Here is a 16,334-nt window from a genome sequence, read left to right as displayed (position 1 = left end):
GGGTTGTGTTTGGCGTTGCTTTTGCTTTCCGGTCAGGGTTATCTGCAAATCGGTATGCTGGTAACCCTGCTGCCTGCTTTTTTGGTCTTCTTACTGGATAGTCATTTTCGCTTTACCAGGCTAACAGCAAAGTTCCTGCTTGGTGGTGTTCTGTCCCTATTATTGAGCGCGGTTTTTCTGGTGCCATTGTTGCATTTTTTGCCGCATTTTGCAAAAGATACCGATGCGTATTTCTCCACAACCCAACCTTTGGAATACTTGCCTTTAAATCTGGTGGTGCGGGAGGATATTTTCTTCCGTTCAAACGTACTGGGCAAGCAACCCTATCCATACTTGTATTCAAATTATATTGGTTGGGTGGCGGTCGGGCTTGCTTTAGGACGTCTATTTAGACCTCCCTCTGGAGAAAAAAGGAAGATATATTTCTTCTTTCTGATTGCACTGATTCTGGTATTTTTTGCAGGAAGCGCCGTCAGCCTGAAGGTGATTTTCTCCCTTGCTCCCGAATTTTTGAGCGGTATTCGAAATCCACCGTTAATTGCCGGTCTGGCCGTGCCATTGATCTTGGCATTAGCTGCCTGGGCTTTGAATGATCTCTTCTCTCACTCCATGCCGAAGTTGACGCTCAGCTGGCCGCCAGATTTTTCTTTCAACGTTAATCTTTTTTGGGTGGCGATTGCAATTCCCCTGGTCTGGTCGTTGAAATCCACCCATGATTTTAGCCGGTTTTGGCTGGTAACCACCCCGGCTGGGAAAGACTTACCCACTGTTCTGCAAAGCATACGAACGCCTTCTGCTCAATGGACTCGGATGCCGTTGGGAGAGCATTTCTGGCAGCCGGATGCTGCCGAGTTAGGGTTGAAACTAACCGGTATTTCCCGTCCCTGGCACTGGAAGAACCGAATGTCTCCCGATCCTTATCTCGAAGGAGCGCGTGCTGAAGAGGTAAAGAATTTTCCAGAATATACTTACACGGTTGACGGTATTCACATTCTGGCGTTTCCTGAGAACGAATACGCATTCGTAAAAACCGGAAATCGTCAATCGGCCTGTCAGGCAGAGGCAAACGGTGGTCATATCCGTGTGACCTGCGAAAACAACCCGGCCGGTCAGCTGATGGTGATGGAAAATTATTTTTCCGGATGGGTGGCGCGTTGTAACGGCGAACGGCTTTCTCTCGATCAGCGCTCGCCATGGTTGAGCGTATGGCTGCCTGCCGGCAGAAATGAATGTCAGTTCCATTACCGGCCGTGGGATGTTTATACTGGGATAGCACTTAACCTGTTCGGTGTTGTTCTGGCGGTTTACCTGTGGCGCAAAGCAGAGCGGCCATTGCCGCCGGATTGACAAAATTGTTAATTGAATTTGTAAAAACTTATGGCATAATCACAATAACTACAACCTTTGCAGGGGGCGCATGCGCCCCCTGACTTGTTTTATGGTTAACGGATATCCATGAAAAAACTTCTTACGATTTTCTGGTTGGGTCTGCTGATCTTCAGCCTCTCCCCTCGTGCGGCCTTCAGTCAGCAGCCGGATGGTGAAACCCTTTACCTGCCGGTCATATTCCGCAATTATGATCCCTATGCCGGTTTTCCAGCGGTCAATGCGCCCTTTACCACCCGCTTTGTCGAGAGCGCGGTGGTCTGGATGGGACGGGTCGGCGAGGCAGACAACTCCACCGATGTACGCGTGCGCTACACCGATACGGAGCTGGTGGTGGATTTTGCTGCCTTCGACCGGCGCATCTGGTACAACGCCAGCCCGTCGAGCGGCGCGCTGGAAGATTGGGACGCCGCCACCCTGCTGCTCAATACATCGGTTGGTGCGCCTGACCGGCCCGGCAGTCAATCGTACCGTTTTGTGGCGCAATTCAAGGGGCTGGGGAACGGCGAGCCGCTTCCCGCCGCCTATAAAACCGCCTACCGCGGAACGGGCAGCGGCTGGCAGGGCCAGAGTGTCAACTTCACTGTGGAAACCGGCTGGCGCGGTGATGCGATCAATAATAACGGAGATGACCGCGGCTGGCGGATTACTTTTCGCATTCCGTACGCCAGTCTCGGCCTGAGCAAGCCGGCCGAAGGCAGCCGCTGGCGGCTGGCGCTCATCTCACACGACCGCGACAGCCAGGCCGGCCCGCCCGGTACGTCCTTCCTCTGGCCGCCGGCAGCCCAGCGCGATGAACCGTCAACCTGGGGGGTGCTGCGCTTTGGGATGCCGGTTTACGCACCGCCTCAGGTGCGCAACCTGACCAGCCTGTTGATCCGCGAAGGTGAAAATGGGGCGGTCGTGCCGGATGCCGCAGTCGGCGGTACGATCAGCAACCAGTGCCCGGGTGATTCCTACCACATCTGGAACGTGTGGGGCAACCGCAATTATGCCAACGAAAACAGCGCGCTGATTCAAAATCAGGCCGATGTTGCCGATTGGCCGTGCTTTTCGAGGTACTACCTTGCCTTCCAGCTCGACCGGCTGCCCCCCGGCAAGGTGATTCGCTCGGCGCGGCTGGTGCTGCATCACTGGGGCGGTTCGGGGAAGATTTGCAGCAATCCGGATCAAAATCCCGACCCGGAATGTGCGCGCAGCTCATTCATCCATGTGCTGAGCGTGCCGCCCGGCTGGCAGGAGAATACCATTACCTGGAACAACGCCCCGCTACCTCTCGAAAACGTGGCCGTGCTGCAGGTGTCGCCGTATAATATCTCTCAACCCGGGCAAAGCTGGCCGGGAATGCGCCGCGAGTGGGATGTTTCCTACGCCCTGTCCAAAGCCTACGATCAGGGTGCGGGTTGGATCAGTTTTGCAGTGTACAGCTCGGATAGCGCCTATCACAGCGGCAAGTACTTCAGCGCCTCTGAAACCGAGGAGTGGAACAAGGTCGGGCGTCCGACGCTGATCATCGAGTACGGGGATTGAGGCTAAATTCTCCATAAAATTTTGGAATCGATGGGTTAACCCGCTATAATAACCATAGAACGGCCTTGGACAATCTACAGTTTCCTCCGGCGTTTTTTATCCTTTTAACGGCTGGTTTGCTGACAGGCTGGCTGGCGTGGTTTGTTGCCCGCCGGCAGTTTTCGGCTTTGGGCGCGCGTTCGCTCTTCTTTTTACTGTTGGGCTGCACCTACTGGTCGTTGGTGTATGCCGTTCAAAATGTGCTCACCCAATCGCCCTGGAAGGAGTGGGTGGATGTGGCTGTCAATCCCGGCATTATGCTGGTGCCGGCTGCCTGGCTGGTGTTCAGCCTGGAATACAGCGGACGCAGGCGGTACATCACCCGCCGGTTGCTCGGCCTGCTGGCGATTGAGCCGCTCACCGCGCTTGCCCTGATTTTCACCAATCGGTTTCACTACCTGTATTATGCCTCCCCCACCCGTTCATGGGTAGAAGCGGGGGGATATCTCTATCTTGATTTTGACCCCGGCTCTTTCTTCTGGCTGCATACCCTCTATTCTTATGCCCTGATTGCGATTGGATCGGTGTTGCTGCTGCTTTCGGCCTGGTCGTTGCGCGGCCTGTACCGCAAACAGGCGTTTATTCTGCTGGCTGCCGTGCTGATTCCGTGGTTCTCGAATGTGATTTTTGTTGCTTCACCCCTCTTTGGGTTGACTTTGCATCTCGATCTCACACCAATTTTCTTTTCGCTCAGCGGGTTGCTGCTGGTTTTTGGGGTTTTTCGCTTTCGTTTGCTGGATTTAACCCCCCTGGCGCGCGACCTGCTCTTCGAAGTGCTGGAAGATGCGCTGATTGTGGTGGACGACGAAAACCGGGTGGTGGACCTTAACCCGGCCGCCTGCCGCCTGTTCGGTAAACCGGCTGCTGAGGTGATGGGCAAACCAGCGGGAAGGCTGTTGGAAAAGGTATTGCCTATTGCAAGGAGATACCTCAACACAATAGAAACGCACGAGGTGGTTACCCTGCCTTTGGGCAGTGAAACGCGCTACTTCGACCTGCGCATTTCGCCGCTTAAATCTAAACAGCGAGGATATGCCGGGCGGATGGTGCTGCTGCGCGATATGACCACCATTTACCGCGCCCAGCAAGCCCTGCAGGACAGCGAAGCCCGTTACCGCCAGTTGATCGAATCATCCCCGGAGGTGATCTTCGTGCTGGACGGGCAGGGCCGGATGTTGCTTGCCAACCCGATTGCACTGGAAAAATTTGCCCTGCCGGGGGAAGTGGTTGAGGATCGGCTGGGTATCTGCCACCTGTTTATAGAAGAAGACCGCGATGCAGTGTTGCAGCACCTCCTGCTGGCGCTGGAAACCCGCCAGCCCCAAATGCTGGAAGCCAGTGGTCTGGCATGGGATGGCCATCCGTTTGCGGTTGAAATCCATTTTTCCCCGTTGAAGTCAACCGGGCCGGTGTCTGAAGAAGTTTTGTGTCTGGTTCGGGACATCAGCGAGCGTAAAAGAGCAGAACAAAAACTCCTGGAGGCTGCCGAAACGGAACGGCACAACCGGGAGCTGGCTGAAGCGCTGCGCGAAATTGGCATGGCGCTCAGCGCCAGCCTGGATGTGGATGAAGTACTGGATAAGATTCTGGAAAGTATTGCGCTGGTCATCCCTTACGACTCGGGCAATATCACCTTGCTGGAGGGCAGGCGTGCGGTGATCACCCGTAACCGTGGTTATGAGCGGTTTGGTGAACATGTGCTCCGTGCCGTTCGGCAATTCGTTTTTGATATCGAACACACCGAAAATTTCCGCTGGATGCTGGAAAACCGCCGATCATTGATTATTCAGGATACCCATGCCTATCCCGGCTGGGTGCGGGTGGAAGCGACCGAGTATATCCACTCGTGGGTGGGTGCGCCGATCATCGTCCAGAATGAGGTGCTCGGCTTTCTTTCTCTGGATAAATGTGAAGAGGGTTTTTACCGGCCGGAGCACGCCCGCACACTGGAGCTGTTTGCCGCGCAGGCCGGCCAGGCGCTCTACAATGCCCGCCTGTACCGGCAGAGCCGTCAGATGCTGGAGCACGAGCAGAAGATCAATCAGATTCTGGAAAGGATTACTTCCTCGATTGATCTGGAGTCCACCATGCAGCAGATTACGTACTACGGTTGTCAGCTGCTGGGTGCGGATAGCGGCCTGGTGGCGTTACTCGACGAACGGCGTGATGTGCTGGTAACCCTGAGTGTCTACGATCCTTCCCAAAAGTTGATACGGGTAGATGAATCACCGCGGGGTACGGGGCTTTCGTGGCAGGCCGTTGAACGGCGGCGTATGTTGATTTCTGATAACTATTCGACTGAACCGCTATCGCGTCCAGAGATGAGAAATAAGGGGGTGTACGCCTTCCTGGCAGTGCCCATTTTGACCGAGACGGAAACCCTCGGTGTGTTGAATTACTTCATGCTCTCGCCGGAAAAGAAGTTTGATCCTAAGGTCATCGGGTTGGCAGAAACGCTTGCGCGTTACAGTGCCGTTGCCATCCAAAAAGCCCGCCTGCTGGAAGAAGCCACCCGCCGGGCGCGGGAAGCGGAAACGCTTCAGCAGGCCTCCGCGGCAGTTTCTTCGGCGCTTCGTCTCGATCAGGTGCTGGATCAGGTGCTGGAGAACCTGGAGCGGGTTGTACCGTATGATTCGTGCGCGCTTTTTCTCAAGGAAGGTGAGGAACTGCGGGTTGTGGCAGCGCGCGGTTTTCCCCATCCCGAACGGGTCAAAGGGCAGCGTTTTCCGGCGCGGGACGATTTGCTGCTGGAAAGCCATAAAACTCAATCGCCCATCATCCTTGCCGATGCGCAGAAAGATGCCCGCTTCAAACGCTGGGGTGATGCGGCGCACGTTCGTTCCTGGATGGGCGTTCCGCTGATAAAACGCAACACGGCGATCGGCTTTTTGACCATTGATCACAGCCAGCCAAATGTGTACACCGAAAACCATGCCAAACTGGCGCTGGCCTTTGCCAATCAGGCGGCGGCTGCCATCGAAAATGCGCGCCTGTTCGAATCAGTGCAGCGTATGGCGGTCAGCGATCCGCTGACCGGTCTTTACAACCGCCGGCATTTCTTCGATCTGGCCGGCAAGGAATTTTACCGCGCCCGGCGTTACGGCAAGGCGCTGGCGGTGGTCATGATGGATCTGGATGACCTCAAGAAAATCAACGATTCGTACGGACACCTGACCGGCGATCAGTTGATCATTTTCGTTGCCGAGCAGTGCCGTCAGCAGCTGCGCAAAGCCGACCTGGCTGCCCGCTTCGGCGGGGATGAATTCATCCTGTTGCTGCCGGAAACTGGCCTGGATGCAGCCATGCAGGTTGCCTGGCGGCTGCGCGATGCCGTGAAAAAGGGGTTTACAGATGAAAATGGCGGTGTGGTGGTTTCGGGGGTCAGTCTGGGGGTCAGCGCCATAGATGCGGACTGCAACTCGCTGGAACTGCTGGTCAACCGCGCCGATCAGGCACTGTATACGGCGAAACAGCAGGGCAAAAACCGGGTGTGCGCCTGGGTGGATGGTCAGGTGCGTTCCTTTGCCACCAAACCCCTCGTTCCACCTCAAGATCTGGCATTCTAATTCACTTGCCCGGCTGACTGCGGGGAGGCTGAATCGGAACTTTCCGCCTTCCGCGGGCGGTTCAGACCCATGATGACCCCCAGCACCAGCGACCAGGCGGCCGCCAGCCCAATCTGGACTTCAACCGGCATCAGAAAAGTGACGGTATGCGCCGGGATCCAGAACCAGATCAGGGTAGCCCAGGCGCGGGTGATGCCGGCAAAACCCTTTTGTCCCAGAATCAGATTATCCTCCAGCCGGTGAAAAGCCATCATCTGCGGGCCAAAGAAGGTGTTGGTCAGTACGGAAACCGACAATGCCCAGCCCAGTCCCTGCCCTAAAAAATCGGGAAGCAAATGATGATCCAGCAGCGCGCGGGTGAAACCGCGCATGCCGGTGAACCCGTACTTGATGATGACTCCCAGCAGCGCCCAGGCGAACATTTTGGCAATCATCTGTGCACCGCTGCCGGGCAGGCCCAGTCGTCGCTGTTGAATGGTGAAAGAAATGATTTCCCCCAAGGTGCCTAGTAGGGCGAATTGCACGGCTGCCGAAAGCAGCGGGTTTGCCGTAACCCAGGTCATGTAAAAGTCCATTGGTTCACCTCCGATGATCCAGGAGCGCCGCTGCGCCGATGCCCATGATCAGAATCAGCAGACCGATGATGACGAACATCAACGGAATGTTCAGGGCAGCCGCCAGCACTCCGCTCAGCCACGGGCCGAGGAACATGCCCAGCGAATAGACCGACTGATGCAGACCCATGGCGGTGGTGCGTTCGGCGGCATCCACGCGGTTGATACTCAACCCCATCAACAACGGGTAGCCAATCCCAAACCCCAACCCCACGCAGAACTGAAAGACAAAGATCAGTGCCAGGCTGGGCGCCCAGGCTGCGCCGAGCATGCCGCCGCCCAGCAGGGTAAAACTGAGGATGATCATGGGTCGGTGACCAAAGCGCTGCGCCAGCACCGCCGCCAGACTGTTGCCGGCCAACCCGATCAGCAGGTTGAGGCTGAGCAGCGTGCTGATGACCACGTCCGATGCGCCTTTTTGGCGCGCCAGAATGGGGATGAAAGTAAAGGTGGCGGCAAAATCGGCGGTGTGGGTCAGGGCTTGCAGCAGGGAAGGCAGCATCACTTCCCGCCGGCTGGCTAACCGCTTCAGGGCGTTCAGGGAGGGCTTGTGCGGCGGCGTTTGAGCTTCAGGCAGGAAGAAAAGCAAAACCGCGGCGAACACAGCCGCCGCAGCGGCCAGGTTGAAGGCCAGCGGGTAACCGCCCAGCTCGTTCAGCCAGCCGTTGGCAGCGGTGGCTGCAATCCGCCCGGCGGTAGCCGTCATGGCCAGAATGCCGGTGGCGCGTACCACTTCTCCTGCCGAAAAGCGGTTGGAAAACAGCACTACCAGCGGCACCCAGGTGCCGGCCGAAACGCCCACCAACGCCCGTCCGAGGATGGCGGTTTGGATGGTGGGGGCGTGGCCGAGGGTCAGCGCGCCGGCAGCCACCAGCAGCAGCCAGAGGGTGGCAAACGGCTTGCGGCGGCCGGCCCAGTCTGCCAGAATGCCGAGCGGCAGCCGCACGATCAGCTGCCACAGACCGTACATGGAAAGTGCCGTGCCGATCAATGCCAGATCGCTGGTTTTGGTTTGCAGGTAAAGCGGCAGGGTGGGCACATACAGGTACAACGCCGACCAGTAAAGGAAGACGACCACTAAAAACAAAGCATTCAATGGGATGAACCTTGGGGAAAAGATGCGGAAAAGCCGGAATGGCTTAATTGTGCAGGAAGATGGTGGAGATGACAAGTCAAAAGGGTCAGGTTATTAAGAACAGGGGTTTGGAATAATCTCCGTGAGGTGTGAGGGAGTTTGCTGCCCTCGCTTATAACGATGGGCAACCGTTTATGGCTTACCAGACTTGTGAATGCGATGCCGTTCAAGGTAAAGACGTAAAGACGCGAAGAAAGAAAAAAGAAATCTTTGCGTCTTGGCGTTAAGTAACCTCAGTTCGGGATAAATCCTCTTGCTATTCCTTTGAGGATGTTTGACCCCCACCTGCACCTCCCATATGCGCTAACTTAAGCTAAAAAGAGAACCTCTTTGGTAAGATATAGGTCGACACCACCCATCTATAACCAAAGAGGTTCACATGGAGTTTACCACAATTGACAGCAGGAAATGCAAACGAAATCGAGAAGGTGGCGCATGTCAGCAAGATGAGGGAATAGCCGAAAGCTGGAAGAAATTCCAACAAAAATGGGAAATAGACCTGGAAGGCACGGCACGAGCAAGCAAAGCCCTTCAACGTAAAAGGGAAATTCGCAGCGCGGAAGACCTGCTGCGATTGATTGTGTGGTATGCCATGAATGACTGGTCGTTGCGGCTGACAGCGCTTTGGGCTGCATTGACCAATATTGGGTATCTTTCGGACGTAGCCGTTTTGAAACGGCTGCGCAACAGCGTTGAATGGCTTGGGAAACTGATTGGGATGCTGTTGCAAAGGCGTCTATCGGACTTGCAAAGCCTGCCGGGTGTGCGAATGCGGGTGGTGGATGCGACCACAATTAGCATCCCCGGCAGCAGTGGGACAGGCTGGCGGATACACCTCAGTTTTGACCTGGGGAATTTTTGTCTGGATGGCGTTGAGATCAGCGATAAATACGGGGGTGAGAGCCTGGCACGCTTTGAAGCGCGGGACAATGAAATCTGGATTGCCGATGCGGGGTATGCCTTTGCTTCCGGTATGGCGCCGGTCTTGGACAAAGGCGCGAAGCTGATTGTGCGCATCAACTGGCGGAATGTGCCGGTCATTGCGCCTGACGGACAGCGCTTGAAGGTGATTGATTGGCTTAGAACCGTGACCGATTTGTCAGAGCGCAGCGTTTGGATGAAGATGCCGTCTGGCTGGTTTGCATTTCGTCTGATTGCTGCACCCCTTCCACCCGAAAAAGCGGAGTCAGCCAGACGTCGAGTTCGCCTGGCTTATCAGCGTAAAAAGAAACCGCTCAATCCAGATACTCTCTTTGCGGCCGGGTTTGTACTGTTATTGACCAACTTGCCCGTTGAAGATTGGTCGGCAAGAAAGGTGCTGGCTCTTTATCGCATGCGTTGGCAAATCGAAGTGTACATCAAACGGCTCAAAAGTGTGCTCAATTTTGACCTTTTGCGGGCTAAAGATGCCCGCCTGGCTCAAACCTATCTGCTCGCCAAAATTCTGATTGCGCTTATCACTGATCAGTTCATCGCCTATCCGGTCAACCAATTCCCCGATTGGTTTGCTTGTCTCGATCGCCCCGTTAGTCCGCAACGTCTCACGATGTTATTCAGAGAAACCCTGCGCCAGATCATGACTCGCTTCAATGTTTCTTCTTTGCAAATCTCTTTTCCTCGCTTAAGACGTTATCTTTGCGACCCCCCGCGCCGCCGTCTTCAACATTCTGCCTGGGGTAGAGCTCTTGCACTCCATTCCTCATTCCATGATTTCTGCCCTTAAGTTAGCGCATATGGGAGGTGCAGGTGGGGGTCATTGGCATTGCATAGCAGGTTTTGATCTTATCCCGAACTCACGTTTTTTAATCAATCTATGCGGCAGCAGTCTGTTCGGTTTGCTGCTCCTTGATGAGTTCCAGCTCGATTTGAATGTTGACTTCCTCGCCGACCAGAACACCGCCTGTTTCCAGCGCCACATTCCAGACCAGCCCCCACTCCTTGCGGTTGATTCTGGTGCTGGCGCTGAAACCGGCCGTCGTCATCCCGAACGGGCTTTTGACCTTACCATTGAAGGCTACATCCAGCGCTACCTCGCGGGTAACATCACGGATGGTCAGGTCGCCGATGATCCGCCCGTGGGAATCGTCCAGCACTTCAATGCGCTTGCTCCGGAAGGTCAGGTAGGGGAACTGATCGGCGTTCAAAAAATCGGGTGAACGCAGGTGGGCATCGCGCTGCGGCTCGCGGGTGTTGATGCTGGCGGCCTCGATTTGCACTTCCACCGATGAATTTTGCGGGTTTTCCTCGTCAAAATTCACCACCCCGCTGAAGCGCTCGAACCGTCCGCGTACATTTGAAACCATCAAATGACGCACCGAAAAAGTAATTTCAGAATGAGCAGGGTCAATTTTCCAGGACATCTCCAAAAACCTCCTTGTAAAAATAAATTTGATTTGATAATACTCCAATGATGGTATTTTAACATTGAAGTATTTTGACAAAAAAAGAGAACTCAACCTCACCGTTTGCCCAGTTTGCGCAGCAGGTCGCCCAGTTGATGCTGTTCCTGGGGGCTGAGCACCGAAAACTCCTCGGCAACCGCCTGCGCGTGTTTTGGGAAGATTTCTTCAATCAGCTTTAACCCGGCCGGGGTCAGTTCCACCCGGCTGATGCGCCGGTCGTGTTCGTCTGGCAGACGCCGTACCAGACCGCGCTTTTCCAGATTGTCCACCACCAGGGTAATGTTGCCGCTGCTTTTGAGCAGTTTGCCGGCCAGTTCGCACTGCGGCATCGGCCCAAGGTGATAGAGAACTTCCATGACGCCAAACTGGGTGATGGTAAGCGGGCCGGTGCTGCCGCGTGCGCTCAGCCGGCTGGCAATCGAATCGGCTGCGCGGGTCAGTTTGATCCACACATCCAGTGCGCTGGCTACTTGGGGGTCACCTTGGTAATGGGTTGGCATCCTAAAATATTTTGATATTGAATTATTTAGTTTTAATATATCTTGATTGGGAGGGTTTGTCAAGGTTTTTTGCAAAAATTTTTCCGCCGCTTCCTCCCCTACCCATTGACACTTTTTTACACAGCGATCATACTCCGAAGATCCATTTCTCCCTTGCCCGAACCTTTCTGCTTCTTTTTACGTATGCATATATAGAAAGGAGTAACCTAATGAAAATCTGGATTGTCTTTGATTCTTATTTTGGCAACACCGAACAGATTGCCCGGCAAGTGGGAAATGCCCTCAGCAGTCGGCACACGGTCGAGGTCTTGCGCGTTGGCGAGGTCAACCCGGCTGATGTGGCACAGGTGGATTGCGTGATTGTCGGCTCACCAACCCGTGGTTTTCGACCTTCGGAGGCGACCACCGGCCTGCTCAAATCCTTTGAACGCGGATCTTTACTGGGAAAGAGTGTGGCAGCTTTCGATACCCGCATTCCCACAGAGCAAATAAAATCGGGGTTGCTGCGTTTGATTGTCAATGCCGGCGGTTATGCCGCACCTGCCATCGCCAAAAAACTGCAGCGCAGCGGCGGAAAACTGGCTGCTCCACCCGAAGGATTTTTCGTCACCGGCACCGAAGGCCCGTTGCTGGAAGGCGAACTGCAGCGGGCGGCGCAATGGGCTGAAAGTCTATTGCCTGCTTGAATCCCCTGTCCCACCATCAGAAACCAACCCCATTCCGAACCGATATGAACTTCCCTTCCCATGCTCAACCCCGCTGGTTCATTCGTCTGATATGGCCCTTCTGGAATCAACAGCAAAACCGGCTGCGCACCGGCTGGCGCTTGATTTTGCAATTGGCACTGTTTGCCGGTCTGCTTTTCGCGGGGGGCTTCCTGCTGAGCGCATTGCAGCAAATCCTTTTCGATTTTTCGCTGGTCATCGGAAGTTCAACCCATGCCGCCGTGCTGATCATCGAAGTGACCCTCAACTGGCTGTTGCTGCTGGCAAGTTTGTGGCTGGCGGCGCGCTTTCTCGACCGGCGTCCCTTTCGGGCTTTTGGTTTCAACCTCAACCGGCGCTGGTGGGCCGACCTTGCCTTTGGTCTGGCGCTCGGCGCGCTGCTGATGGCGGGAATCTTCGTTGTCGAATACGCCCTTGGCTGGGTCAGGGTGACAGGCTACCGGCAGACCGGTTTTCAGACCTTTTCTGCCGGCATACTCTTTTACCTTGCTCAGTACATTGCGGTGGGCATTCAGGAAGAAACCCTTTCGCGCGGTTACTGGCTGCGCAATCTGGCGGAGGGTTTTCACCTGCCGCGCTGGGGCGCGCGCACCGCGCTGTGGCTGGCTTATGTGCTTTCTTCGTCCATTTTCGGCCTGCTGCACCTCGCCAATCCTCATTCCTCGCTGGTCAGCACCCTCAACCTGATTCTGGCGGGTTTTCTGCTGGGGCTGCCCTTTGTGCTGACCGGCGAGCTGGCGCTTTCGATTGGCTTACACATCACCTGGAATTTCTTTCAGGGGGTGGTGTTCGGCCTGCCGGTCAGCGGTCTGCAAGCCGATACCAGTTTTCTGGTCATTCAGCAGGCCGGCCCCGCGCTTTGGACAGGCGGCAGTTTTGGCCCTGAAGCGGGTTTGATCGGCCTGCTGGGGATGCTGCTCGGCGCCGGGTTGATTGTGATGTGGATCAAAATAACGCGGGGAAAAGCAACCCTGCGGATAGATCTGGCCGTCTATCAAAGAACGGAATTTACCTCGTGATCACAATCCGCCCCGCGCTTGAAAATGACTTGGCCGACCTGTGTCAGTGCTTTCCGATCCACTGCCAAACCCTGCGAGAAGCGGTGCAGTTTCAGACCGCTTATCTGGGTATTTGCGATGGAGAAACGGCCGGTTTTGCCATCTTCGACTACTCTTTTTTCCATCTGGGATTTTTATCGCTTCTATTTGTCCTCCCCGAATATCGTCACAGAGGGGTTGCAAGCGCTTTGATGCACTTTTTAGAGCTGAACTGTACCACACCCAAACTCTTCACCTCCACCAATCTGTCTAACCTGCCGATGCAGGCTCTGCTGGTCAAACGCGGTTATGTGCTGGCGGGTATCATTCATCACCTCGATGAGGGCGACCCGGAACTGGTTTATGTTAAAATCCTTAATAACCCATCGTTTAACGGTTAAACCCTTACAAGGATCCTGCCATGCTCCAGCGACTTAAATCCCTCTTTTCCCCTGCCCCGCCCCCGCCCGCACCTGCGGAACAATGGGCTGCTGTGGATGATTACCTGAGCAGCCTGCTGCTGCCACCCGACCCGGCGCTGAATCAGGCGCTGCGCGTCAGTCAGACCGCCGGTTTGCCCGCCATACAGGTATCCCCTCTCCAGGGAAAATTTTTGTACCTGCTGGCAAAGGCAATTGCGGCGCGGCGCATCCTCGAAATTGGCACGCTCGGCGCGTACAGCACCATCTGGCTGGCGCGCGCTCTGCCGGCGGACGGTTTGCTGGTTACGCTGGAACTCGACCCCAGACACGCCGCCGTTGCCCGTGAAAATCTGGCCGGGGCTGGGGTTTCCGAACGGGTCGAAATCCACCTCGGTCAGGCGCTCGATTCGCTTGCCCGGCTGGTGCAGGAAGGCAGCCAGCCCTTTGATCTGATTTTCATTGACGCCGATAAACCCAACTACGCCGCTTATTTTGAATTTTCGCTCCAGCTTTCGCGCGCCGGCACGCTCATCCTGGCGGATAATGTCATCCGCAAAGGGAAGGTGATCGAAGAAAACAGCAGCGATGCCAGTGTGCTGGGCATGCGCCGTTTTCTGGAGCGGGTAGCCGCCGAGCCGCGCGTAACCACCACTGCGCTGCAAACCGTTGGCAGCAAGGGCTACGACGGCTTCGCGCTGATTCTGGTGGAAAGTTGAGCCGCGCGGCAGAAATGCCAGCCAAAAAACTGTTCATTGAAATCTTCCGCCACCCCGATGCCCCCCGCAACGGACATGCCATCCAGCGCGAAGCTGTGCGCGGCATCATTCGCGCTCAAAACCGCCTGTTGATGATTTATTCCACCGTCAACCATGATTACAAATTTCCCGGCGGCGGGCGCAAGGACGGCGAATCGCTCCCTCAAACCCTGCGGCGCGAAGTGCAAGAAGAATGCGGGGCAAGCGTAATCCGCATTGAGCGGTTTCTCGGCAGCGTTATCGAGTACGATCTGCCCTACGAAAACGGCTACCAGCTGTTCCGAATGACCTCGTATTATTATCTTTGCCAGATTTCTGAGCGGCATCAACCTCTCCATCTGGATGAATACGAGCAGCGGTTGGGGTTCACCCCCGTTTGGGTGGATATTGAAGATGCCCTGCGCGCCAACCGCGCCGTGCTGAACAGCCGCTTTTCCAACATTCCCAAATGGACGGAACGCGAAACGCGCGTGCTGGAATTTATCCGCCAGCACCTGATCAAGGGCTGATCTGCCTCTGCCTGCCGTTCAAATGACGGTACAATTAGCCTGATGAACTCCACCCTGCCCGACCTGAAGGGATTGGACCTGCGCCCGGCTGTGGAAGAAACCTGCCGACTGCTTTTGGAATTTTCCACTGCCGAGCAGGTGCTGGTTTACTCCCGCCAGGGTGATGCCGCCTTATACGACCCGCTGTACGCGTTGGGCAGGTTCTCGCGCCCGGAAAAAGCCGCCTTCTGGTCCACCTCGCCGGATACGGCTACCGACCTGCTGGCCGAAGCCCTGCACCGCCGCTTTGAACCCCTGTGGATAAACGATGAAAGCACACGGCGATCCCTGCGCGCCTCCATTTTGAGCAGCCTGGAGGGGCAGTCCTATCTGGGGCTGACCCTGCACAACCGCTCCCAGCCGCTGGGGTTTTTACTGCTCGGCTGGCAGCAAGCCGGCGTTGAACTGCCCGCCGAACGGCTGACTCTGATTCGCGCGCTGGCGCGCTCGCTCTCGCTGGCGCTGGATAATGCCCGCCTGTACGAAATGGCTGCCCAGCAGGTCTTTCAGGCCATCCGCCTGCAGGAAATTGGGACAGCCATTTTGCAGCAAATTGAACTGAAAGAAGTGCTGGCGCTGGTTGCCGGCGGCGCAATGCAATTGACGGCTGCCTCGGGCTGCATTTTACGCCTGCGGGAAGAAGACGGCAGCCTGACGGCTGTTTACCGCTCGGGCAGCCCGCCGGCCCTGCGCGAAGAGGAATGGCAGCCGCAGCAAATCCTTCAGCGCAGTGAACCGCTGCTGGTCAACCTGCCGGCGGCTCCGCCGCTCATTGAGGAAGACAGCGCGCTGCTGGCGCTGCCGCTGCCGGGCGGGGAGGGGCAGGCCATCGGCGTTCTGGAACTGTACCAGAAGCGGCGTTACCTGGGCCAAACCGATTTGCAGATTGCCCGCTCGTTTGCGGCGCAGGCCGCCATTGCCATTCAGCACGCCCGTTTGTACCGGCGCATTCAGCAAACCGCCGTGGCAGAAGAACGCGCCCGGCTGGCGCGCGACCTGCACGATTCGATCAGTCAGGCTTTATACGCCGCTTCCCTGTACACCCGCGCCGCCGAACGCCAGTTGAACAGCGGCAACACCGCGGCGGTACAGCAGCATCTGGACGAAATTGGCGCAACCCTGCGCGGCGCGCTGACCGAGCTGCGCCTGCTCATCTTTGAACTGCGTCCGCCCATTCTGGAACAGGCCGGTCTGGGCGGCGCGCTGTATCACCGCCTGAAATCGGTGGAGGAACGCGCCGGTATTCAGGTAGAATACCAGAGCAGCCTGAACAGCTCGCTGCCGCGCCGGCTGGAGGAAAACCTGTACCGCATCGCGCAGGAAGCGCTCAACAACAGCCTCAAACACGCCCGCGCCGGTCAGGTCAGCCTGCGGGTGGAAGAACAGCCCGGCCTGATCCGTTTGCGGATTGCCGATAACGGCATCGGCTTTCAACCCGGCAGCGGGCAGAGCAGCGGCATGGGGTTGAAGATCATGGAAGAACGCGCCCGGCAGATTAACGCGGTTTTGAAGATGCAAAGCGCACCGGGCGCCGGCACGGTCATTGTGGTGGAGGTACCTTATGGAGAAGATTCGCATTCTGCTGGTGGATGATCATCCGGTGGTGCGCAAGGGCATCCGCGCCATGCTGGAAAGTGAACAAGGCATGCAGGTGGTCGGCGAATGCGCCGACGGC

General features: G+C 56.3%; 14 protein-coding genes. 10 read left to right on the top strand and 4 right to left on the bottom strand.

What is annotated here, in order from left to right; all coding sequences use genetic code 11:
* The 3 genes from ACWIZX_RS14715 to ACWIZX_RS14705 form a co-directional block, all read left to right on the top strand.
* A partial coding sequence (locus ACWIZX_RS14715) for a hypothetical protein (protein ID WP_448336320.1) occupies positions 1-1,347 on the top strand: 1,347 nt, incomplete at its 5' end.
* Positions 1,348-1,455: 108 nt separating this feature from the next.
* On the top strand, positions 1,456-2,916 hold the full coding sequence (locus tag ACWIZX_RS14710) for a DNRLRE domain-containing protein (protein WP_448336319.1): 1,461 nt from the start codon (positions 1,456-1,458) through the stop codon (positions 2,914-2,916).
* Positions 2,917-2,981: 65 nt separating this feature from the next.
* A complete protein-coding gene (locus ACWIZX_RS14705; protein ID WP_448336318.1) occupies positions 2,982-6,521 on the top strand; it encodes a histidine kinase N-terminal 7TM domain-containing protein in 3,540 nt (1,179 codons plus the stop codon).
* Here the strand turns inward: ACWIZX_RS14705 and ACWIZX_RS14700 are convergent.
* Positions 6,518-7,096 carry a hypothetical protein gene (locus tag ACWIZX_RS14700; RefSeq protein ID WP_448336317.1) on the bottom strand — a complete coding sequence of 193 codons (579 nt, stop codon included), beginning with the start codon at positions 7,094-7,096 and terminating at the stop codon, positions 6,518-6,520. The two genes, ACWIZX_RS14705 and ACWIZX_RS14700, sit on opposite strands and share 4 nt — an antisense overlap.
* 4 nt (positions 7,097-7,100) lie before the next feature.
* Positions 7,101-8,231, bottom strand: coding sequence for an MFS transporter (locus tag ACWIZX_RS14695; protein ID WP_322792112.1), 1,131 nt, complete (start codon positions 8,229-8,231; stop codon positions 7,101-7,103).
* Between the two features lie 418 nt (positions 8,232-8,649).
* Between ACWIZX_RS14695 and ACWIZX_RS14690 the strand changes: the two genes are divergently transcribed.
* Positions 8,650-9,993 (top strand): transposase, encoded by a 1,344-nt coding sequence (locus tag ACWIZX_RS14690; protein ID WP_448336316.1) that lies wholly within the window; start codon positions 8,650-8,652, stop codon positions 9,991-9,993.
* A gap of 88 nt (positions 9,994-10,081) precedes the next feature.
* Here the strand turns inward: ACWIZX_RS14690 and ACWIZX_RS14685 are convergent, their stop codons facing one another.
* Both ACWIZX_RS14685 and ACWIZX_RS14680 read right to left on the bottom strand, forming a co-directional pair.
* Positions 10,082-10,630, bottom strand: coding sequence for a YceI family protein (locus tag ACWIZX_RS14685; RefSeq protein ID WP_322792720.1), 549 nt, complete (start codon positions 10,628-10,630; stop codon positions 10,082-10,084).
* Between the two features lie 98 nt (positions 10,631-10,728).
* Entirely contained in the window at positions 10,729-11,172 is a 444-nt protein-coding gene (locus ACWIZX_RS14680; RefSeq protein ID WP_322792719.1) for a MarR family winged helix-turn-helix transcriptional regulator, read from the bottom strand.
* A 209-nt stretch (positions 11,173-11,381) separates the two neighbouring features.
* On the opposite strand from ACWIZX_RS14680, the gene ACWIZX_RS14675 reads away from it, so the two are divergent.
* From ACWIZX_RS14675 to ACWIZX_RS14650, 6 genes are read left to right on the top strand one after another with little or no spacing between them, the layout of a single operon-like run.
* Positions 11,382-11,858, top strand: coding sequence for a flavodoxin family protein (locus ACWIZX_RS14675; protein ID WP_448336315.1), 477 nt, complete (start codon positions 11,382-11,384; stop codon positions 11,856-11,858).
* 44 nt (positions 11,859-11,902) lie between these two features.
* The gene (locus tag ACWIZX_RS14670; RefSeq protein ID WP_448336314.1) at positions 11,903-12,916 is read left to right on the top strand and encodes a CPBP family intramembrane glutamic endopeptidase; all 1,014 of its coding nucleotides are present in this window, start codon (positions 11,903-11,905) and stop codon (positions 12,914-12,916) included.
* Entirely contained in the window at positions 12,913-13,335 is a 423-nt protein-coding gene (locus tag ACWIZX_RS14665) for a GNAT family N-acetyltransferase (protein WP_322792716.1), read from the top strand. Before ACWIZX_RS14670 ends, ACWIZX_RS14665 begins: the two co-directional genes overlap by 4 nt.
* 20 nt (positions 13,336-13,355) lie before the next feature.
* Positions 13,356-14,072 carry an O-methyltransferase gene (locus ACWIZX_RS14660; RefSeq protein WP_448336313.1) on the top strand — a complete coding sequence of 239 codons (717 nt, stop codon included), beginning with the start codon at positions 13,356-13,358 and terminating at the stop codon, positions 14,070-14,072.
* Positions 14,073-14,086: 14 nt separating this feature from the next.
* Positions 14,087-14,620 (top strand): NUDIX hydrolase, encoded by a 534-nt coding sequence (locus ACWIZX_RS14655; RefSeq protein WP_448336312.1) that lies wholly within the window; start codon positions 14,087-14,089, stop codon positions 14,618-14,620.
* Between the two features lie 42 nt (positions 14,621-14,662).
* Positions 14,663-16,252: a GAF domain-containing sensor histidine kinase gene (locus ACWIZX_RS14650; RefSeq protein ID WP_448336311.1), complete on the top strand. Its 1,590-nt coding sequence runs from the start codon at positions 14,663-14,665 to the stop codon at positions 16,250-16,252.
* Positions 16,253-16,334: the final 82 nt, after the last annotated feature.

Source organism: Bellilinea sp. (assembly GCF_053501535.1).
The sequence above is the reverse complement of the archived record's forward strand: the minus strand, read 5'-3'. Positions and strand labels throughout refer to the sequence as shown.

What these genes read in the sequence shown, in the direction of transcription:
- ACWIZX_RS14710 (WP_448336319.1), top strand. Translation starts at nt 1,456, where the DNA reads ATGAAAAAACTTCTTACGATTTTCTGGTTGGGTCTGCTGATCTTCAGC.
- ACWIZX_RS14700 (WP_448336317.1), bottom strand. Translation starts at nt 7,096, where the DNA reads ATGGACTTTTACATGACCTGGGTTACGGCAAACCCGCTGCTTTCGGCA.
- ACWIZX_RS14690 (WP_448336316.1), top strand. Translation starts at nt 8,650, where the DNA reads ATGGAGTTTACCACAATTGACAGCAGGAAATGCAAACGAAATCGAGAA.
- ACWIZX_RS14685 (WP_322792720.1), bottom strand. Translation starts at nt 10,630, where the DNA reads ATGTCCTGGAAAATTGACCCTGCTCATTCTGAAATTACTTTTTCGGTG.
- ACWIZX_RS14680 (WP_322792719.1), bottom strand. Translation starts at nt 11,172, where the DNA reads ATGCCAACCCATTACCAAGGTGACCCCCAAGTAGCCAGCGCACTGGAT.
- ACWIZX_RS14675 (WP_448336315.1), top strand. Translation starts at nt 11,382, where the DNA reads ATGAAAATCTGGATTGTCTTTGATTCTTATTTTGGCAACACCGAACAG.
- ACWIZX_RS14670 (WP_448336314.1), top strand. Translation starts at nt 11,903, where the DNA reads ATGAACTTCCCTTCCCATGCTCAACCCCGCTGGTTCATTCGTCTGATA.
- ACWIZX_RS14660 (WP_448336313.1), top strand. Translation starts at nt 13,356, where the DNA reads ATGCTCCAGCGACTTAAATCCCTCTTTTCCCCTGCCCCGCCCCCGCCC.
- ACWIZX_RS14655 (WP_448336312.1), top strand. Translation starts at nt 14,087, where the DNA reads ATGCCAGCCAAAAAACTGTTCATTGAAATCTTCCGCCACCCCGATGCC.
- ACWIZX_RS14650 (WP_448336311.1), top strand. Translation starts at nt 14,663, where the DNA reads ATGAACTCCACCCTGCCCGACCTGAAGGGATTGGACCTGCGCCCGGCT.